The 16,296-nt window shown below is 65.4% G+C and carries 10 protein-coding genes; 9 read left to right on the top strand and 1 reads right to left on the bottom strand.

Annotated features, from left to right (window positions below; genetic code table 11):
• Positions 1 to 19 precede the first annotated feature (19 nt).
• The 6 genes from murC to lpxC all read left to right on the top strand — a co-directional run bounded on the left by murC (position 20) and on the right by lpxC (position 6,952).
• The gene (murC, locus tag IFT58_RS05690; RefSeq protein ID WP_188326076.1) at positions 20 to 1,456 is read left to right on the top strand and encodes a UDP-N-acetylmuramate--L-alanine ligase; all 1,437 of its coding nucleotides are present in this window, start codon (positions 20 to 22) and stop codon (positions 1,454 to 1,456) included.
• Positions 1,453 to 2,430, top strand: coding sequence for a D-alanine--D-alanine ligase (locus IFT58_RS05685; protein ID WP_192094134.1), 978 nt, complete (start codon positions 1,453 to 1,455; stop codon positions 2,428 to 2,430). The genes murC and IFT58_RS05685 overlap by 4 nt, the downstream gene beginning before the upstream one ends.
• Positions 2,427 to 3,158: a cell division protein FtsQ/DivIB gene (locus tag IFT58_RS05680; RefSeq protein ID WP_188326078.1), complete on the top strand. Its 732-nt coding sequence runs from the start codon at positions 2,427 to 2,429 to the stop codon at positions 3,156 to 3,158. Before IFT58_RS05685 ends, IFT58_RS05680 begins: the two co-directional genes overlap by 4 nt.
• Complete coding sequence (gene ftsA / locus IFT58_RS05675) at positions 3,155 to 4,390, top strand: cell division protein FtsA (protein ID WP_042613652.1); 1,236 nt, start codon at positions 3,155 to 3,157, stop codon at positions 4,388 to 4,390. The genes IFT58_RS05680 and ftsA overlap by 4 nt, the downstream gene beginning before the upstream one ends.
• Positions 4,391 to 4,554: 164 nt before the next feature.
• Entirely contained in the window at positions 4,555 to 5,820 is a 1,266-nt protein-coding gene (gene ftsZ, locus IFT58_RS05670; RefSeq protein WP_188326079.1) for a cell division protein FtsZ, read from the top strand.
• A 220-nt stretch (positions 5,821 to 6,040) separates the two neighbouring features.
• Positions 6,041 to 6,952, top strand: a complete 912-nt coding sequence (gene lpxC / locus IFT58_RS05665) for a UDP-3-O-acyl-N-acetylglucosamine deacetylase (RefSeq protein WP_192081193.1) — start codon at positions 6,041 to 6,043, stop codon at positions 6,950 to 6,952.
• Positions 6,953 to 7,225: 273 nt separating this feature from the next.
• Here the strand turns inward: lpxC and IFT58_RS05660 are convergent, their stop codons facing one another.
• Positions 7,226 to 7,666 carry a DUF721 domain-containing protein gene (locus IFT58_RS05660; RefSeq protein WP_192094133.1) on the bottom strand — a complete coding sequence of 147 codons (441 nt, stop codon included), beginning with the start codon at positions 7,664 to 7,666 and terminating at the stop codon, positions 7,226 to 7,228.
• Positions 7,667 to 7,678: 12 nt separating this feature from the next.
• On the opposite strand from IFT58_RS05660, the gene IFT58_RS05655 reads away from it, so the two are divergent.
• The 3 genes from IFT58_RS05655 (at position 7,679) to IFT58_RS05645 (ending at position 16,199) form a co-directional block, all read left to right on the top strand.
• A complete protein-coding gene (locus IFT58_RS05655; RefSeq protein WP_188326082.1) occupies positions 7,679 to 8,632 on the top strand; it encodes a M23 family metallopeptidase in 954 nt (317 codons plus the stop codon).
• Positions 8,633 to 8,896: 264 nt separating this feature from the next.
• Positions 8,897 to 11,623: a preprotein translocase subunit SecA gene (secA, locus tag IFT58_RS05650; RefSeq protein WP_188326083.1), complete on the top strand. Its 2,727-nt coding sequence runs from the start codon at positions 8,897 to 8,899 to the stop codon at positions 11,621 to 11,623.
• A gap of 901 nt (positions 11,624 to 12,524) precedes the next feature.
• A complete protein-coding gene (locus tag IFT58_RS05645) occupies positions 12,525 to 16,199 on the top strand; it encodes an autotransporter outer membrane beta-barrel domain-containing protein (RefSeq protein WP_192094132.1) in 3,675 nt (1,224 codons plus the stop codon).
• Positions 16,200 to 16,296: the final 97 nt, after the last annotated feature.

Raw genomic sequence — 16,296 nt, 5'->3', positions numbered from 1 at the left:
ACACGACGCGGAGCTGCGCATGATCCGCCGCCTGCACGACACCAACGACCTGGTGCGCGCCTTCCCGCGCGTGCATTTCGTTGGCATCGGTGGCACCGGCATGAGCGGCATCGCGGAAGTGATGTTGACGCTGGGCTATGAAGTGTCAGGCTCGGACAACGCGGACAACACCGCGACGCGTCGCCTCGGCAGCCTCGGCGCACGCATCATGCGGGGACATTCCGCCGCCAACGTGCTCGGCACCGATTGTGTGGTGGTCTCCAGCGCGATCCGCGAAGACAATCCTGAACTGATGGAAGCGCGCAGCCAGCGCATCCCGATCATGCCGCGCGCCGCGATGCTGGCCGAGCTGATGCGTTTCCGCCGCGGCATCGCGGTGGCCGGCACGCACGGCAAGACGACCACCACCAGCCTGACGGCGGCGGTACTGAGCGAGGGCGGATTGGATCCGACCTTCGTGATCGGGGGCCAACTGTTGGCCGCCGGTGCCAACGCCAAGCTGGGCGGCGGTCAGTGGCTGGTCGCCGAGGCGGATGAAAGCGATGGCAGCTTCCTGCGCCTGAATCCGTTGATGTCGATCATCACCAATATTGATGCCGATCATCTGGAAAATTACGGCAACGACTTCGCCCGCGTGCAGGCGGCCTTCGCCGAATTCCTGCAGCGCCTGCCTTTCTATGGTTTGGCGGTGCTGTGCATCGACGACCCCGAAGTCGCTGCGCTGGCGGCGAAGACCCCGCGCCATGTGATGAGCTACGGCTTGAGCGACAACGCCGACGTGCGCGCCGAAAACGTGGTGCAGGAAGGAGCGCGGATGCGCTTCACCCTGCGCCTGCCGCAGGGCACCAGCCAGGAAGTGGTCCTGGCGCTGCCCGGCAAGCACAACGTCCTCAACGCGCTGGCCGCCGCCGCCGTGGGTTGGCAGCTGGGTGTTGCACCGGATGCGATCGCACGTGCGCTGGAAAGCTTCGCCGGCGTCGGCCGTCGCTTCAATGACCTCGGCGAGGTCACCACCGCCAGCGGCGCCCGGGTGCAGGTGATCGATGATTACGGCCACCATCCCAGCGAGCTGGAGGCGGTATTCGCTGCTGCACGCGGTGGGTGGTCCGACAAGCGCCTGGTCGTCGCGTTCCAGCCGCACCGCTACAGCCGGACCCGCGACCAGTTCGACAAGTTTGCCGCCGTGCTGTCCAGCGTGGACGCGCTGGTGCTGAGCGAGGTCTACCCGGCCGGCGAAGAGCCGATCGCCGGTGCGGATTCGGAAGCGCTGGCACGCGCCATCCGTGCGCGCGGGCGCAGTGAGCCGGTGGTGGTCGGCAAAGCGGCCGAACTCGCGCACGTGCTGCCCGACGTGCTGCAGGACGGCGATCTTCTGTTGATGATGGGGGCCGGCGACATCGGCGCCGTGGCCCAGCAGATCGCAACCGAAGGCTTCAGCGTGGAGGCCCAGGCATGACCGCTTTCAACTTCCCCGCACCCCGCACGATCGACCCGGCCGTGTTCGGTCGTGTCGGTGTGTTGCTGGGTGGCACGTCCAGCGAACGCGAGGTGTCGCTGGATTCCGGTCGCAACGTGCTCGAAGCGCTGCAGGCGCGCGGCATCAACGCATTCGCCATCGATGGCATCCCGGCACTGGCCAACGCGCTGGCCGCGGGCGAAGTGGACCGCGTGTTCAACATCCTCCACGGCCACAATGGCGGGGGGGAGGACGGCATCGTGCAGGGCCTGATGGAAGCGTTCGGCGTGCCGTACACCGGCTCCGACGTGTTGGGCTCGGCGCTGAGCATGGACAAGATCCGGACCAAGCAGGTGTGGCTGTCGGTCGGCCTCCCCACTCCGCAGTACCGCAAGGTCACCGCGGAAAACGTGCACGCGCAGGCCGCCGAACTCGGCTTGCCGGTGGTGGTGAAGCCGGCCAATGAAGGGTCCAGCGTGGGCATCAGCCGGGTCTTCGACGATGCCGGCCTGGACGAGGCGGTGGCCTTGGCAACGCGCTACGACGGCCAGCTGCTGATGGAGCAGATGGTGGTCGGCGACGAGCTGACCGTCGGCATCCTCGGCGATGTTGCGCTGCCGTCGATCCGTATCGTGCCCAAGGGCCAGTGGTACGACTACGACGCCAAGTACAAGGCCGATGACACCGAGTATCTGTGTCCAGGCCTGCGGGATGCCGACGAAGAGGAGATCCGTCGTCTCGCCCTGGCTGCGTTCCGCGCTGCAGGCTGCCGTGGATGGGGCCGGGTGGATGTGATGCGCGACCGCACCAGCGGCCGCCTGTACCTGCTGGAAGTGAACACCGCGCCGGGCATGACCAGCCATTCGCTGGTGCCCAAAGCCGCAGGCCAGGCCGGGATCGGCTTTGAAGACCTGGTCTGGCGTGTGCTCGAACAGACCCTCGCCACTACAGTGCAGGAGAACGGTCACGCATGAACGCGGTGCTGCGCATCTTCGTCTGGCTGTTGGCCCTGTCGGTGGTGGCCCTGCCCGTCGTGGCCGTGCTCAACGGCTGGGTCGGCGCCGAGCGCTGGCCGTTGGCGAAGCTGCGCGTGCACGGTGAGTTCAAGCGCGTGCCGGCGGAGCAGTTGCAGAAGGTGCTGTTGCCTTACGCGCACGCCGGCTTCTTCGCGGTGAAGCTGCAGGATGCACAGGACAGCATCGAGCGCCTGCCGTGGGTGGAAAGCGCACGCGTGCGCAAGCAGTGGCCGGATGTGCTGGAAGTCACCCTGGTCGAGCACAAGCCGTTCGCGCGATGGGGCGGCGATCGCCTGCTTTCCGAGCAGGGCAAGCTGTTCCCCACGCCGAAGAAACTGGCCGACCTGCAGCTGCCGCAGCTGGACGGTCCAGACAGCCAGACCGAAGAAGTGGTGTCGCTGTACAACGATGCGCGGGCGTTGTTCGCGCCGTCCGGGCTGGACGTCAGCCGCCTGACGATGGATGCACGCGGCAGCTGGTCGCTGCTGCTCAGCAACGGCACCGAAGTCGTGGTGGGCCGCGACGATGCGCGCTCACGCCTGCAGCGCTACGTACGCGTGCTGCCCCAGCTCGCCAGCCAGGCCGCGCCGATCGAGCGCGCCGACCTCCGATACACCAATGGCTTCACCCTCAGCTGGGGTGAAGCACCGGCGCCAGAGCCGAAAAAAACGCAGGACAGGACATGAATCGCAAGGGTGATAAATCGTTGATCGTCGGGCTCGACATCGGCACCTCCAAGGTGGTGGCGCTGGTGGGTGAGTACTCGCCGGGCAACCCCATCGAGGTGATCGGCATCGGTTCGCACGAATCGCGCGGGCTCAAACGCGGCGTGGTGGTGGACATCGAGTCCACGGTGCAGTCGATCCAGCGTGCGGTGGAAGAGGCCGAGCTGATGGCCGGTTGCGAGATCCGCTCGGTGTACGCGTCGATCTCCGGCAACCACGTGCAGTGCAAGAACTCGCCCGGGATCGTCCCGATCCGCGACGGCGAAGTGACCTGGGGCGACCTGGACCGGGTGCTCGACGCGGCCAAGGCCGTGGCCATCCCGGCCGACCAGAAGATCCTGCATGCGATCCCGCGCGAGTATGTGCTGGACGATTCGCAGGAAGGCATCCGCAACCCCGTCGGCATGACCGGCGTCCGCCTGGAAGTGCATGCCCACCTGGTGGTGTGCGCGCAGTCGGCTGCCGCCAACATCAGCAAGTGCGTGCAGCGCTGTGGCCTGCAGGTGGACGATCTGGTGCTGTCATCGCTGGCCTCCAGCGTCGCCGTGCTGACCGCCGACGAGCGCGAGCTCGGCGTGGTGCTGGTCGACATGGGCGCCGGCACCACTGACATCGCCGTGTTCGTGCAGGGCGCGATCTGCCACACCGCGTCGTTGCCGATCGCCGGTGACCATGTCACCAATGACATTGCCCACATGCTGCGCACACCGACCCCGGAAGCGGAGCAGATCAAGGTGCGTTACGCCTGCGCGCTGGCGCAGCTGGCGACCGCCGAAGAAAGCATCCAGGTGCCGAGCGTCGGCGACCGGCCGCCACGTCGCATGCCGCGCCACGCGCTGGCGCAGGCGGTGCAGGGGCGTTACGAGGAAATCTTCGAGATGGTGCAGGCCGAACTGCGTCGCTCCGGTTTCGAAGAACTGGTCCGCGCCGGCATGGTGCTGACCGGCGGTGCATCGAAGATGGAAGGTGTGGTCGAACTGGCCGAAGAGATGCTGCAGATGCCGGTACGTGTGGGCATCCCGCAGCATGTCACCGGCCTGGGCGAAGTGGTGGGCAACCCCGTGCATGCAACCGGCGTCGGCCTGTTGCTGATGGGAAGCCAGATCGAACACCCGCGTCGGCCGTCGCTGCCGGCAGGCCGTGCGGGCAGCATGTTCAAGAAACTGAAAACCTGGTTCCGCGGCGAATTCTGATCGCGGGTAGAGCCGACTTCAGTCGGCTGAAAGAAAACGCAACACCGCAACACGCAACACACGGATACACAAACCACTACAGCCGCAACGGCGGCATGCAGCGGAGGGCAGGATGCCTCTCCCGCAACATGCCAAAGGAAGCGGATACAACCGAGGACACGGACATGGCGCATTTTGAATTGATCGAAAAGATGGCACCCAATGCGGTGATCAAGGTCGTTGGCGTGGGCGGTGGCGGCGGAAACGCTGTAGCGCACATGGTCAACTCAGCGGTGGATGGCGTGGAGTTCATCACCGCCAACACCGACTCGCAGGCCATCAAGAATTGCGGTGCGAAGCTGCAGCTGCAGCTGGGCACCAACGTCACCAAGGGCCTGGGCGCCGGTGCGAACCCGGAAGTGGGTCGCCAGGCTGCGCTGGAAGATCGCGAGCGCATCATCGACGCGCTGCAGGGCGCGGACATGGTCTTCATCACCGCCGGCATGGGCGGTGGCACCGGCACGGGCGCTGCACCGGTGGTGGCGCAGCTGGCCAAGGAGATGGGCATCCTGACGGTTGCCGTGGTCACCAAGCCGTTCCCGTTCGAAGGCCGTCGCCGCATGCAGGTCGCGCTGAAGGGCATCGAAGAACTGAGCCAGCACTGCGATTCGCTGATCACCATCCCCAACGAAAAGCTGATCACTGTCCTGGGCCGCAACGCCACCATGATCCAGGCGTTCCGTGCCGCCAACGACGTGCTGCAGGGCGCCGTGCAGGGCATCGCCGATCTGATCGTGCGTCCGGGCCTGATCAACGTCGACTTCGCCGACGTGCGCACCGTGATGTCCGAAATGGGCCTGGCGATGATGGGTACCGGTACCGCCCGCGGTGATGACCGTGCGCAGGCCGCTGCCGAGTCGGCCATCCAGAACCCGCTGCTGGACGATGTGAACCTGGCCGGTGCCAACGGCATCCTGGTCAACATCACCGCCGGTGCCGACTTCACCATGGCCGAGTTCGACGAGATCGGCCGCACCATCGACGGCTTCGCTTCGGAAGACGCCACCGTGGTGGTCGGCACCGTGCTCGATCCGGACATGCAGGACGAAGTGCGCGTCACCGTGGTCGCGACCGGCCTCAACCGCGTGGCCGCCGGCAAGAGCCAGCGTCCGGGCGAGCGTGCGCCGATCAAGCTGGTCCGCAACGCCACCACCGGCCAGCCGGAGTTCTCCGACTTCGACAACGGCGGTGACGCGGTGTCCAAGGCCGTTGGCGGTGTCGGCCTGGGCCTGCGTCGCGCGAGCAGCGACAGCGTAGCGGCGTCCTCTTCGTCCAGCGCGTCGTCTTCGTCGTCCAGCAGCTCGAGCGCCAGCGCGGGCAGCACGCCGACCGCCGAACTGCCCAACGATTACCTGGACATCCCGGCCTTCCTGCGCCGCCAGGCCGACTGATCCATGCTGCCGGGGTTGTCCTCCCCGGCATCACGCACCATGTCCTGCATTGCAGGCGCCGGGCCAGGATGGGCCCGGCCGCCTTGTAATCGCACCCGCCGCACCCGCGTGGCGCCACCACCTGCCTGGCTTCAGCCGGAGTAGGGGCGACCGCGTGTTAATCTGTTGCACCCCCTGGGGCAGGCCATCGCGGCCCGCCGCACGCTTCTGGTCACCCCCCATGATTCCGCAACGCACCCTCAAGAACACGATCCGCGCCACCGGCGTTGGCCTGCACAGCGGCGACAAGGTCTACATGACCCTGCGCCCGGCACCGGTCAACCATGGCATCGTGTTCCGCCGCGTGGATCTGGACCCGGTCGTCGATGTTCCGGCCAAGGCCGAGCTGGTGACCGAAGTGACCCTGTGCACCGGGCTGACCTGCAACGACGCCAAGATCCAGACCGTCGAACACCTGATGTCAGCGTTGGCCGGCCTGGGTGTGGACAACATCATTGTCGAATTGTCCTCGGCCGAGCTGCCGATCATGGACGGTTCGTCCGGCCCGTTCGTGTTCCTGCTGCAGTCGGCGGGCATCATCGAACAGGACGCCGCCAAGCGCTTCATCCGCGTACTGAAGACCGTGGAAGTCACTGAAGGTGACAAGGTCGCGCGCTTTGATCCCTACGAGGGCTACAAGCTCGGTTTCACCATCCAGTTCGATCACCCGATGATCCCCGCCAAGCAGTCGCGGCAGGAAATCGAGTTCTCCACGATGGCCTATACCAAGGAAATCTCCCGCGCCCGGACCTTCGGTTTCATGCGTGACCTGGAGTACATGCGCGAGCGCAACCTGGGCCTGGGCGGTTCGATGGACAACGCCATCGTGCTGGACGAGTTCCGCGTGCTGAACGAAGACGGCCTGCGCTATGCCGACGAATTCGTGCGGCACAAGATCCTTGATGCCATCGGCGATCTGTACCTTGCCGGCGGCCAGGTACTGGGCGCCTATGAAGGGTTCAAGTCCGGTCATGCGCTGAACAACAAGCTGGTGCGTGCCTTGATGGCCGATGCCAGCGCGTGGGAGTGGGTGAGCTACGAATCCCCCGCCGCTGCCGAGCCGGTCGCCTACGGCGCTCCGGCCTACGCCTGAAAAACACTGCGATATCAGCCAGTTGACGCCGCCCTCGGGCGGCGTTTCGCGTTCAGGGCCCTGGTCTTCACGGCCAGCAGGAAGGGGCCAGTACGGCGTCACAGTTTGTGAACCTGTTACGTCAGAAGCCTGAACTTAACGTTTAAATAACAAAACTCTAACGACTGGACGGCCCGACGCCGTTAGGATGCCCCACGGTCCTCGCAAAAGCTTCACGCCATTTCCACGGCATGTTGGCAGAGCGGGGAAGCGGAGCCGGATGCTTCGCGGTCATCAGGACCTGGACGGTTTCGTGTCCTGGAGGCTGGCCAAGGCGTCGCGTAGTCCTTTGTGCGTGGCGGCTGAAACTGCGTGGGGTCCATTCCGGTTGTCGATCGCTGGGGAGCGTGGTGGAGCGGGGGACGCAGTCTTGATGGTCACTTTGGTGGCCTTCAGCCCGATGGACCGGGCCGCGTCGATCAACTGTGCTTCGGCAAGCCGCAATTTGGCATGCCAGACAGGGGATTCGACGAGAAAAACGAGGTGTTCGTCGTTCACGTTCGCCAGCCTGCAATGGTTGCGCAGGGTGAGCGGCAAGTGGGGGCGTAATTGTTGGTCCAACGCATCGAGCCATAAGGCACGACGCAGCGGGTTCCCGGTTTTGTCACCCATGACCGCATCCAGCGCCGGCTTAGGCGTAGATGCGGGACGACCACTGGATTTCGGCTCAGACATGAAAACTCACTGATGGCATTCAAAAAGATCGTAATCAAAACGCGTGATGGAAAGGCAAAAACGCCCCTTGCGCGTCTTCGCTTCTACTTCGAGGATCGTCCCCGCGCCCTGCTGGGCAGCGTGCTGGGCATGGGCTGCATTATCGGCTTCGCCGGTGGAATGGGGGCCAACCTGCTGGGCGATTCCCGCCTGCAGGCCAAGGTAGACCGCCAGGAGCGGGAACTCGCCCAGGTCCGCCTGCAGTCGCAGACCGAGGTGAACGCCCTCGCGGCGCGCCTGGGGGAACTTCAGGCACAAGCCACCCGCCTCAATGCGCTGGGTGAGCGCCTGACCCAGATGGGCAAACTGGAAGACGGCGAGTTCGACTTCCAGGAAACCCCCGGCCTGGGTGAAGGCGACGCCGGCGGTCCGACCGTGGATATCCCGGTCAAGGACATCAACGCCGACTTACAGGTGCTGGAGCAGCGATTCGCTGCTTCAGGCAGCCAGCTCTCGGTGATGGAATCGCTGATGTTCGACCATCAGCTGCAGCAGAACGCCGTGCCCTCGCGCATGCCGATCCGCAACAGCTATGTCACGTCCAGCTTCGGCACCCGTGCTGATCCGTTCGGTCGCGGTGCACGCAGTCACAAAGGCATTGATTTCCATGCCAAGGTCGGCGATCCGGTGATGTCTGTCGCCGAAGGCGTGGTCAGCTTCTCCGGTGTGAAGGGCGGCTACGGCAACGTCGTCGATGTGGATCACGGCAATGGTTACGTGACCCGCTACGCGCACAATTCGCGCCTGGTGGTGAAGGTGGGTGACCTGGTCCGTGCCGGACAGGAAGTGGCCAAGGCCGGTTCCACGGGTCGTTCCACCGGTGCCCATGTGCACTTCGAAGTCTGGGAGAGCGGGCGCGTGGTCAATCCGCGCAAGTTCCTGGGTGACGGCGGCAACACCCCGGTCGGTCGCGTTTCGCGCGGCTGACGGGTTCCGGTAGCGCCGAGCCATGCTCGGCGAGCGCAGCGGCAGCCCCACCCGGGGTGTGCCGAATGTGGCGGGCACGCCGCCGGGCATCGCTCGGCGCTATGGTCCGGCCAGCGAACCGCCAAAGCGCTTGAATCCTCCCACGTCCATCCCAAGTTACAATGGGTGATGCCATAGACGGGGCGCAGGGCGCCTCGTTTCGTTTGCGGCGGACGGATTCCCGATGGAGCCGTGCCGGCGTTCACCTGACAACCGGTTCCCTCAATGATCAACAGCCTGCTTACCCGCGTATTCGGCAGTCGTAATGAACGACAGCTGCGCCAGCTCAATCGCATCGTCGCCAAGGTCAATGCGCTGGAGCCGGAGATGGAAGCGCTCAGCGATGAGCAGCTCCAGGCCAAGACGCCGGAATTCAAGCAGCGCATCGCCGATGGCGAGGCGTTGGACAAGGTGCTGCCGGAAGCGTTCGCCGTCTGCCGCGAAGCCAGCCGCCGTGTTCTCGGCATGCGTCATTACGACGTGCAGCTTATCGGTGGCATGGTGCTGCACCTGGGCAAGATCGCCGAGATGCGCACCGGTGAAGGCAAGACCCTGGTCGCTACGCTGCCGGTCTATCTGAACTCGCTCGAAGGCAAGGGCGTGCACGTGGTCACCGTGAACGACTACCTGGCGCGCCGCGACTCCGCGCAGATGGGCAAGCTGTACAACTGGCTGGGCCTGAGCGTGGGCGTCGTGTATCCGGGCATGCCGCACGGTGACAAGCGCGAGGCCTATGGCAGCGACATCACGTACGGCACCAACAACGAATTCGGTTTCGATTACCTGCGCGACAACATGGCGCTGTCCAAGGCCGACCGCTACCAGCGCGGCCTGCACTACGCCATCGTCGATGAAGTCGACTCCATCCTGATCGACGAAGCGCGTACCCCGCTGATCATTTCCGGTCCGGCCGATGATTCCCCGGAGCTGTACATCCGCGTAAACCGCATCGTGCCGAACCTGGTGAAGCAGGAAAACGAAGAAGCCGAGGGCGACTTCTGGATCGACGAGAAGGGCAAGCAGGTGCACCTGTCCGAAGCAGGCATGGAGCACGCCGAGCGTCTGCTGGTCGAAGCCGGCATCCTCGACGCGGAGACCGAAGGCCTGTACGCGGCGCAGAACCTGACCGTCGTGCATCACCTCAATGCCGCGCTGCGCGCGCATGCCATCTACCAGCGTGACGTGGACTACATCGTGCGCGATGGCGAAGTCGTCATCGTCGATGAGTTCACCGGCCGCACCCTGGCCGGCCGTCGCTGGTCGGACGGTCTGCACCAGGCGGTGGAAGCGAAGGAAGGCGTGCCGGTACAGCGCGAGAACCAGACGCTGGCCAGCATCACATTCCAGAATCTGTTCCGCATGTACAAGAAGCTGTCCGGCATGACCGGTACGGCCGATACCGAAGCCTTCGAGTTCCAGAGCATCTACAACCTGGAAGTGGTGGTCATCCCGACCAACCGCCCGACCATCCGCAAGGACTCGCCGGACCAGGTGTTCCTCAATCGCCAGGGCAAGTTCAACGCGGTGCTGGCCGATATCCAGGAATGCAACAAGCGGGGCCAGCCGGTGCTGGTGGGTACGACCTCGATTGAAACCTCGGAGATGCTGTCCGAACACCTGGCCAAGGCCGGTGTGCAGCATGAAGTGCTGAACGCCAAGCAGCATGACCGCGAAGCGACCATCGTCGCCAACGCCGGTCGTCCGGGTGCGGTGACCATCGCCACCAACATGGCCGGTCGCGGTACCGATATCGTGCTGGGCGGCTCGCTGGAAACCGAACTGCACGAGATGGGCGAGGAGGCCAGCGACGCCCAGCGCGCCGCGGCCAAGGCCGAGTGGCAGGTCCGGCATGACGCCGTCAAGGCCGCCGGTGGCCTGCACATCGTCGGCACCGAGCGCCATGAATCGCGTCGTATCGACAACCAGCTGCGTGGTCGTTCCGGCCGCCAGGGTGATCCGGGTTCGTCCCGTTTCTACCTGTCGCTGGAAGACAACCTGATGCGCATCTTCGCCTCCGACTGGGTGCAGAAGGCCATGCGCATGATGGGCATGAAGGAAGACGACGTCATCGAAGACCGCCTGGTCAGCCGGCAGATCGAAAAGGCCCAGCGCAAGGTCGAAGCGCACAACTTCGATATCCGCAAGAACCTGCTGGATTTCGACGACGTCAACAACGACCAGCGCAAGGTGATCTATTCGCAGCGCGATGAACTGCTGGATGCCGATTCGGTCAAGGACAACGTCGATGGCATCCGCGACGACGTGGTGTTCGACATCGTCGCCCGCTTCGTGCCGCCGAACTCGATCGATGAACAGTGGGACCTGCCGGGCCTGGAAGCCACGCTGCAGTCCGAGTTCGGCCTCGACATGTCGGTCACCGACCTGGTCAAGAGCCACGAAGAGCTGGACGCCGAAGGCATCGCGCAGAAGGTGCAGGAGCGCGTCAACGCGCATTTCGATGCAAAGGAAAGTGGCGTCGGTGCAGACACCATGCGCGCGCTGGAGAAGCACGTGATGCTGACCGTGCTCGACCAGAGCTGGAAGGAGCATCTGGCTCGCATGGATTACCTGCGCCAGGGCATTTACCTGCGCGGCTATGCGCAGAAGCAGCCGAAGCAGGAGTACAAGAAGGAAGCGTTCGAGCTGTTCTCCAACATGTTGGAAGACGTGAAGCGCGAAGTGGTGACGATGCTGTCGCGCGTGCGCATCCGCAGCGACGAGGAAGTGGCGGCACTGGAAGCCGCCGAGCGTCAGCAGGTACAGGCGCGCCTCAGCCAGTCGCAGTTCCAGCATCAGGATGCCGGCGGCTACAGCGCTGACGAAGAAGCCGCGCAGGTGGAAGCCGCGCAGGTCGCGCAGGGCCAGGGCGGCGAGCCGAAGATCGGCCGCAATGACCCCTGCCCCTGTGGCAGCGGCAAGAAGTACAAGCACTGCCACGGGCAGCTGAGCTGACTCCAGAAAAAACCCCGCGCAAGCGGGGTTTTTTTTATCTCGCGCAACCCGCCGGTAAACCCGACGGTATAGCCGCCGGTAAATCCGGCGGTAGAGCCGACTTCAGTCGGCTGCTTTTTCCGCACACAGCCAGCCGACGGTAGAGCCGACTCCAGTCGGCTGCCTTTTTCGCACACAGCCAGCCGCCGGTAGAGCCGACTTCAGTCGGCTGCTTTTTCCGTACACAGCCAGCCGACGGTAGAGCCGACTTCAGTCGGCTGCTTTTTCCGCACACAGCCAGCCGACTGAAGTCGGCTCTACCAAGCCGCAGCCATCCCGCGACCACGCCACGTCCAAGCCGCGACCAAGACGCCACCAGACCGCGACCAAACCGCGACCAAACCGCGACCAAACCGCCACCAGACCGCGACCAAACCGCGACCACGCGACGTCCAAACCGCGACCAAGACGCCACCAAGCCACGTCCAAGCCACGACCAAGCCGCGTCCAAACCACGACCATCCAGCGACCATTGCAAGACGACGGCAAACCACCGCTGGACGATCGCACGAGTGGTCGCAGGACCATCGCGAACGATGACGTTTCCTGCACTAAATCCAACGCATCGGTTTCATCTGCGTCTCCACAACGTGCAGGCCGATCGCAAAACACGCGACTACAAATGCATCACGCTCGCTATGCCTCGGGTGATGCGTGTCACCAATCAGCGTAGATCAGAAAACCCTTACGGACATATTGGTCAGATCCCCACACGGAAGTCGGATCACGCCCTCGGTATTTTCTGACATCACCCGTAGGGTCACAGGCCCCGCGCGTTCTTCAACTCGCAGGGTCCACTGCACATCCCCCGTGTGCGGGACGCGGTCCCCTCCGCGTCCAGATCGCTATCCCAAGGAGCTTCATGAACAGGATTTACCGCTTGGTCTTCAACCGGGCTACCGGCGTCATGCAGGTGGCCTCTGAACTGGCCTCTACACTTTCCGCACCGGCCCGCGCTGCCGTTGCGACGCGCCGTCGCTCGCCGCTGGGCGTTGCGGTGCTGGCGGCGCTCGGCCTCAGCGCCGCCTCCGTGCCGTCGGCCTTCGCCGTGCCCTACGACTTTACGTCCGACGAAGTGGTGGGCGATTCCCGCGTCTACGCCGACGGCTTCTTCATCGGCAACACCGGCACCGTGGCGATCGATCTGGTCGGCAGCGGCAACCTGACCGCCAACGGCCTGGTGTCGCTGGGCACGGTCGCCGGCGCCAACGGCACGCTGCGCGTGATCGGGCCCACGGCCTACCTGCAGATGACCGGCGCTGCATTGCGCGTGGGTGAAGCGGGAACCGGCAGCCTGCAGCTGCTGGATGGTGGCAAGGCGACCTCCAACAACACGGTGTCGTTGGGCTACGGCGCAGGCGGCACGGGCAACGCCGTCGTGCGCGGTGCCGACTCCAGCCTCACCGCGCGCCAGCTGTTGGTCGGTCGCCAGGGCACCGGCACGCTGGACATCGATGGCGGGCGTGTCGCCACCACAATGGCCTACAGCGTGGTCAACAACTTCGGCCTCAGCGTCGGCTCGGACACTGCAGGCAGCGGTGCGATCAACGTCAGCAACGGTGGCGAACTGCTTGTCACTGACAACAACCTGTTGGTGGGACAGGTCGGACAGGGCACCCTGACGATCGATGGCGGCCGGGTCACGGCGGATCGCGGCATCTATGTCGGCGCGGGCACACAGTCCGGTGCCACCCAGGGCGGCCGCGGTGAGATCACCGTCAGTGGCGGTGGCCAGCTGGTGTCACAGGATCTCGTGCTCGGTGCGTCCAACAACGCCACCGGCACGTTGACCGTCAGCGGCGCCGGTTCGGTGGTTGATGCCACTACGGTGCGCGTCGGACAGAACGGCGACGGCACACTGCGCGTGCAGGACGGCGGCGTGGTCACCGCCGATGAAGTAAATGCCGAAAAGTACGACGCCTTGGGCAGTGGCGATTTCGGCCAGACCGGCAGCATCGTGGTCACCGGCGCAGGCTCGGCGATCCGCGCCGCACGCGTGGATGTCACCAACCACCTGCTGCTGGAAGCCGGTGGCGCCATCGTATCCGACCGTGCGGCGATCAAGGACAGCTTCGGCCCGACTACCGCCACGGCGCTCATCACCGGCGCGGATACCACGTGGACCAACACCGGCGCGATGGACATCAGCACCAACCTCGATGTGCTGGATGGGGCGGTCATCCGCAGTGATGCGGTGAACATCAGTGGCGGTCTCAACGACGCCAGCATGGCGCCCGTGGCGGTGGACGAACAGACCCGTGTGAGCGGTGCCGGCTCGGCCATCGAAGCGGCGAACGGGCTGACCGTGGGCGCGGTGCTGCTGAAAGGGCCGTACGGCATGCTGAGCGTAAGCAACGGCGGGCGGGTTGCCGGTGGCAGCGGCATCGTGCTGGGCCAGAGCGGTTACCTGGTGCTGGGCGGCGGCATGGCGACGTGGTCCGTGGCCGACGGCGGTCCGCAGTGGCTGGCCGCGGAAGAAGCCGGAACACTGGACGGCGCGGCGATCTCGATGAACGGCAGCGCGGGCGGGCTGGTGTTCAACCACACCGGCGACATCGCACTGGGCAACACCATCCAGACCGTCTCGTCGGGAACGTCCAACGCCCACCTGCACGGCGGCGCGCTCACCCAAGTGGCGGGCACCACCACGCTCGACGGCGACCTGAGTGCCTTCGGCGGCGATGTCACCGTCACCGGCGGCACGCTCGTGATCAACTCGGACATGTATGCCGGCGCGGGCTATGTGGGCCCCAGCCAGGCCCTGCAGCAGCAGATCAATGTGCAGGGCGGCACGCTGGTGCTGAACGGTGCATCCGGCTTCCAGCAGGACATCGACTTCGGTGCCGGCCTGGGCAGCGAAGTACGCCGCAGTTCGCTGGCCGAAGTAAGCGGATCCGGCGTGCTGGCAGGCAATGCGACGCTGGGCAGCACCTACGTGTTCAATGGCGGCACGCTGTCGCCAGGTAACGCCGGTGTCGGCACGATGACCATCGATGGTGATCTGTTCTTCAACACCAGCGCAGCATTCTCCGAACAGGTCGCCAACAAGGCGTTCTTTGACGTGGACGTGCTGGGCAACGGGCAGGCCGACCTGCTGACGGTGACCGGCAAGGCGAACATCGGCCGCGGCGCGAACCTCGCCAACTCCGGCGACACCGGCGTGCGCGTCACCGCACTGGATCCTGCGACCAGCTACCAGGACGGACAGACCTACACCATCCTGACCGCAGCAGGCGGGGTCGTCGGCACCTTCGACGACGTGATCTCCCGCTCGCCCTTCCTGGATACATCGCTGAGCTATACCGCCAACGACGTGCGGCTGAACATCGCGGTGAAAGACACCGGCCCGGTGGATCCCCCTGTTGATCCGCCGGTGGACCCGCCGGTCGATCCGCCGGTGGACCCGATCATCCCGCCGGTGGATCCGGTTACCCCGCCGCCACCGCCGCGCGTGTTCGTCACCGTCGCCGCCACCGGCAACCAGCTCGCCACGGCCGCTGCGCTGGATACGCTGCAGCAGTCAGGTGACGCCCTGGCGCTGTACAACCGCCTGCTGATGCTGGATGCGGACAGCGCACGCCTGGCGTTCGATGACCTGTCCGGCGAAATTCACGCCAGCAGTCGTGCGTTGTTGCTGGAAGACCGTTTCCTGCGCGATGGCATCGGCCAGCGCCTGCGTAGCGGCATGCCGGCCAGTGAGGGTGGCCCGTCCGCCTGGATCGGGGGCAGTGGCGCGTCCAGCCGCCGCGATGGCGATGGCACGGCAGCCCGCACCCGCGACCACCGTGAAGGCCTGATGGCCGGTGCGGACTGGAGCATCGGCGAGCGCTGGACGGTCGGTGTGGCCGGTGGCCCCGAGTCGCTGCGCCAGCAGGTCGATGCGCGCAACGCAACGACGGAAGTCGATGCCGTGCACGGCGGTCTGTATGGCGGATTCCGTGGCGATGCGCTGTACGTCAACGGGGGCGCCAGCTATGCGGACTACACGCTGGATACGCGTCGCACCGTGGGCGCGGGCACGGCATGGGGACAGTCGCTGTCCAGCCGCCGTGACGCGCACGCGATATCGGGCTTCGTGGAAGGCGGTTGGGATTTCCAGGTCGACGATGCGTTGACGCTGACCCCGTACGTGGCACTGGCTTACACGCGCCTGTCCACCGAGGGCGGCGTCGAATCCGGTGGCAATGCCGCCTTGGCGATCGCCTCCAGCAAGGACGAGGTGTGGACGACCACCGCCGGCGTGCGGGCCGCTTGGGACATCAGCGGCGGTCAGCAGGATGGCGCACGGCTGGAAGCGGGGCTGGCGTGGCAGAACGCGGCCGGCGAACTGCGCGCGGATTCCCGCCACCAGTTCGTGGCCGGCAGCAGCCCGTTCACCGTTGTTGGCCTGCCGCTGGCCCGCAACGTGGGCATCGCCGAGCTGGGCGTGTCGGTCAACACCTCCAGCCGCAGCCGCCTGTCGCTGGCCGCCCAGGGCCGTGCAGGTGAAGGTCAGCGGGAAGTGGGTGCGCAGCTGAACTGGAACGTCGCGTTCTGAGTCACGGCTGAGCATGTGGACACGGCAACGGGCTCCTTCGGGGGCCCGTTGTCGTCTGGTCGCTTACGGCGGACAGGCATCTTGCGTCACCTCACTC

The sequence above is a fragment of the Stenotrophomonas sp. CFBP 13718 genome (assembly GCF_014842145.1).
GTDB lineage: Bacteria > Pseudomonadota > Gammaproteobacteria > Xanthomonadales > Xanthomonadaceae > Stenotrophomonas.
The sequence above is the reverse complement of the archived record's forward strand: the minus strand, read 5'-3'. Positions and strand labels throughout refer to the sequence as shown.

Coding starts and splice junctions, on each gene's coding strand:
- ftsZ (WP_188326079.1), top strand. CDS start 4,555: ATGGCGCATTTTGAATTGATCGAAAAGATGGCACCCAATGCGGTGATC.
- lpxC (WP_192081193.1), top strand. CDS start 6,041: ATGATTCCGCAACGCACCCTCAAGAACACGATCCGCGCCACCGGCGTT.
- IFT58_RS05680 (WP_188326078.1), top strand. CDS start 2,427: ATGAACGCGGTGCTGCGCATCTTCGTCTGGCTGTTGGCCCTGTCGGTG.
- murC (WP_188326076.1), top strand. CDS start 20: ATGATCCGCCGCCTGCACGACACCAACGACCTGGTGCGCGCCTTCCCG.
- ftsA (WP_042613652.1), top strand. CDS start 3,155: ATGAATCGCAAGGGTGATAAATCGTTGATCGTCGGGCTCGACATCGGC.
- IFT58_RS05660 (WP_192094133.1), bottom strand. CDS start 7,666: ATGTCTGAGCCGAAATCCAGTGGTCGTCCCGCATCTACGCCTAAGCCG.
- IFT58_RS05685 (WP_192094134.1), top strand. CDS start 1,453: ATGACCGCTTTCAACTTCCCCGCACCCCGCACGATCGACCCGGCCGTG.
- IFT58_RS05655 (WP_188326082.1), top strand. CDS start 7,679: ATGGCATTCAAAAAGATCGTAATCAAAACGCGTGATGGAAAGGCAAAA.
- secA (WP_188326083.1), top strand. CDS start 8,897: ATGATCAACAGCCTGCTTACCCGCGTATTCGGCAGTCGTAATGAACGA.
- IFT58_RS05645 (WP_192094132.1), top strand. CDS start 12,525: ATGAACAGGATTTACCGCTTGGTCTTCAACCGGGCTACCGGCGTCATG.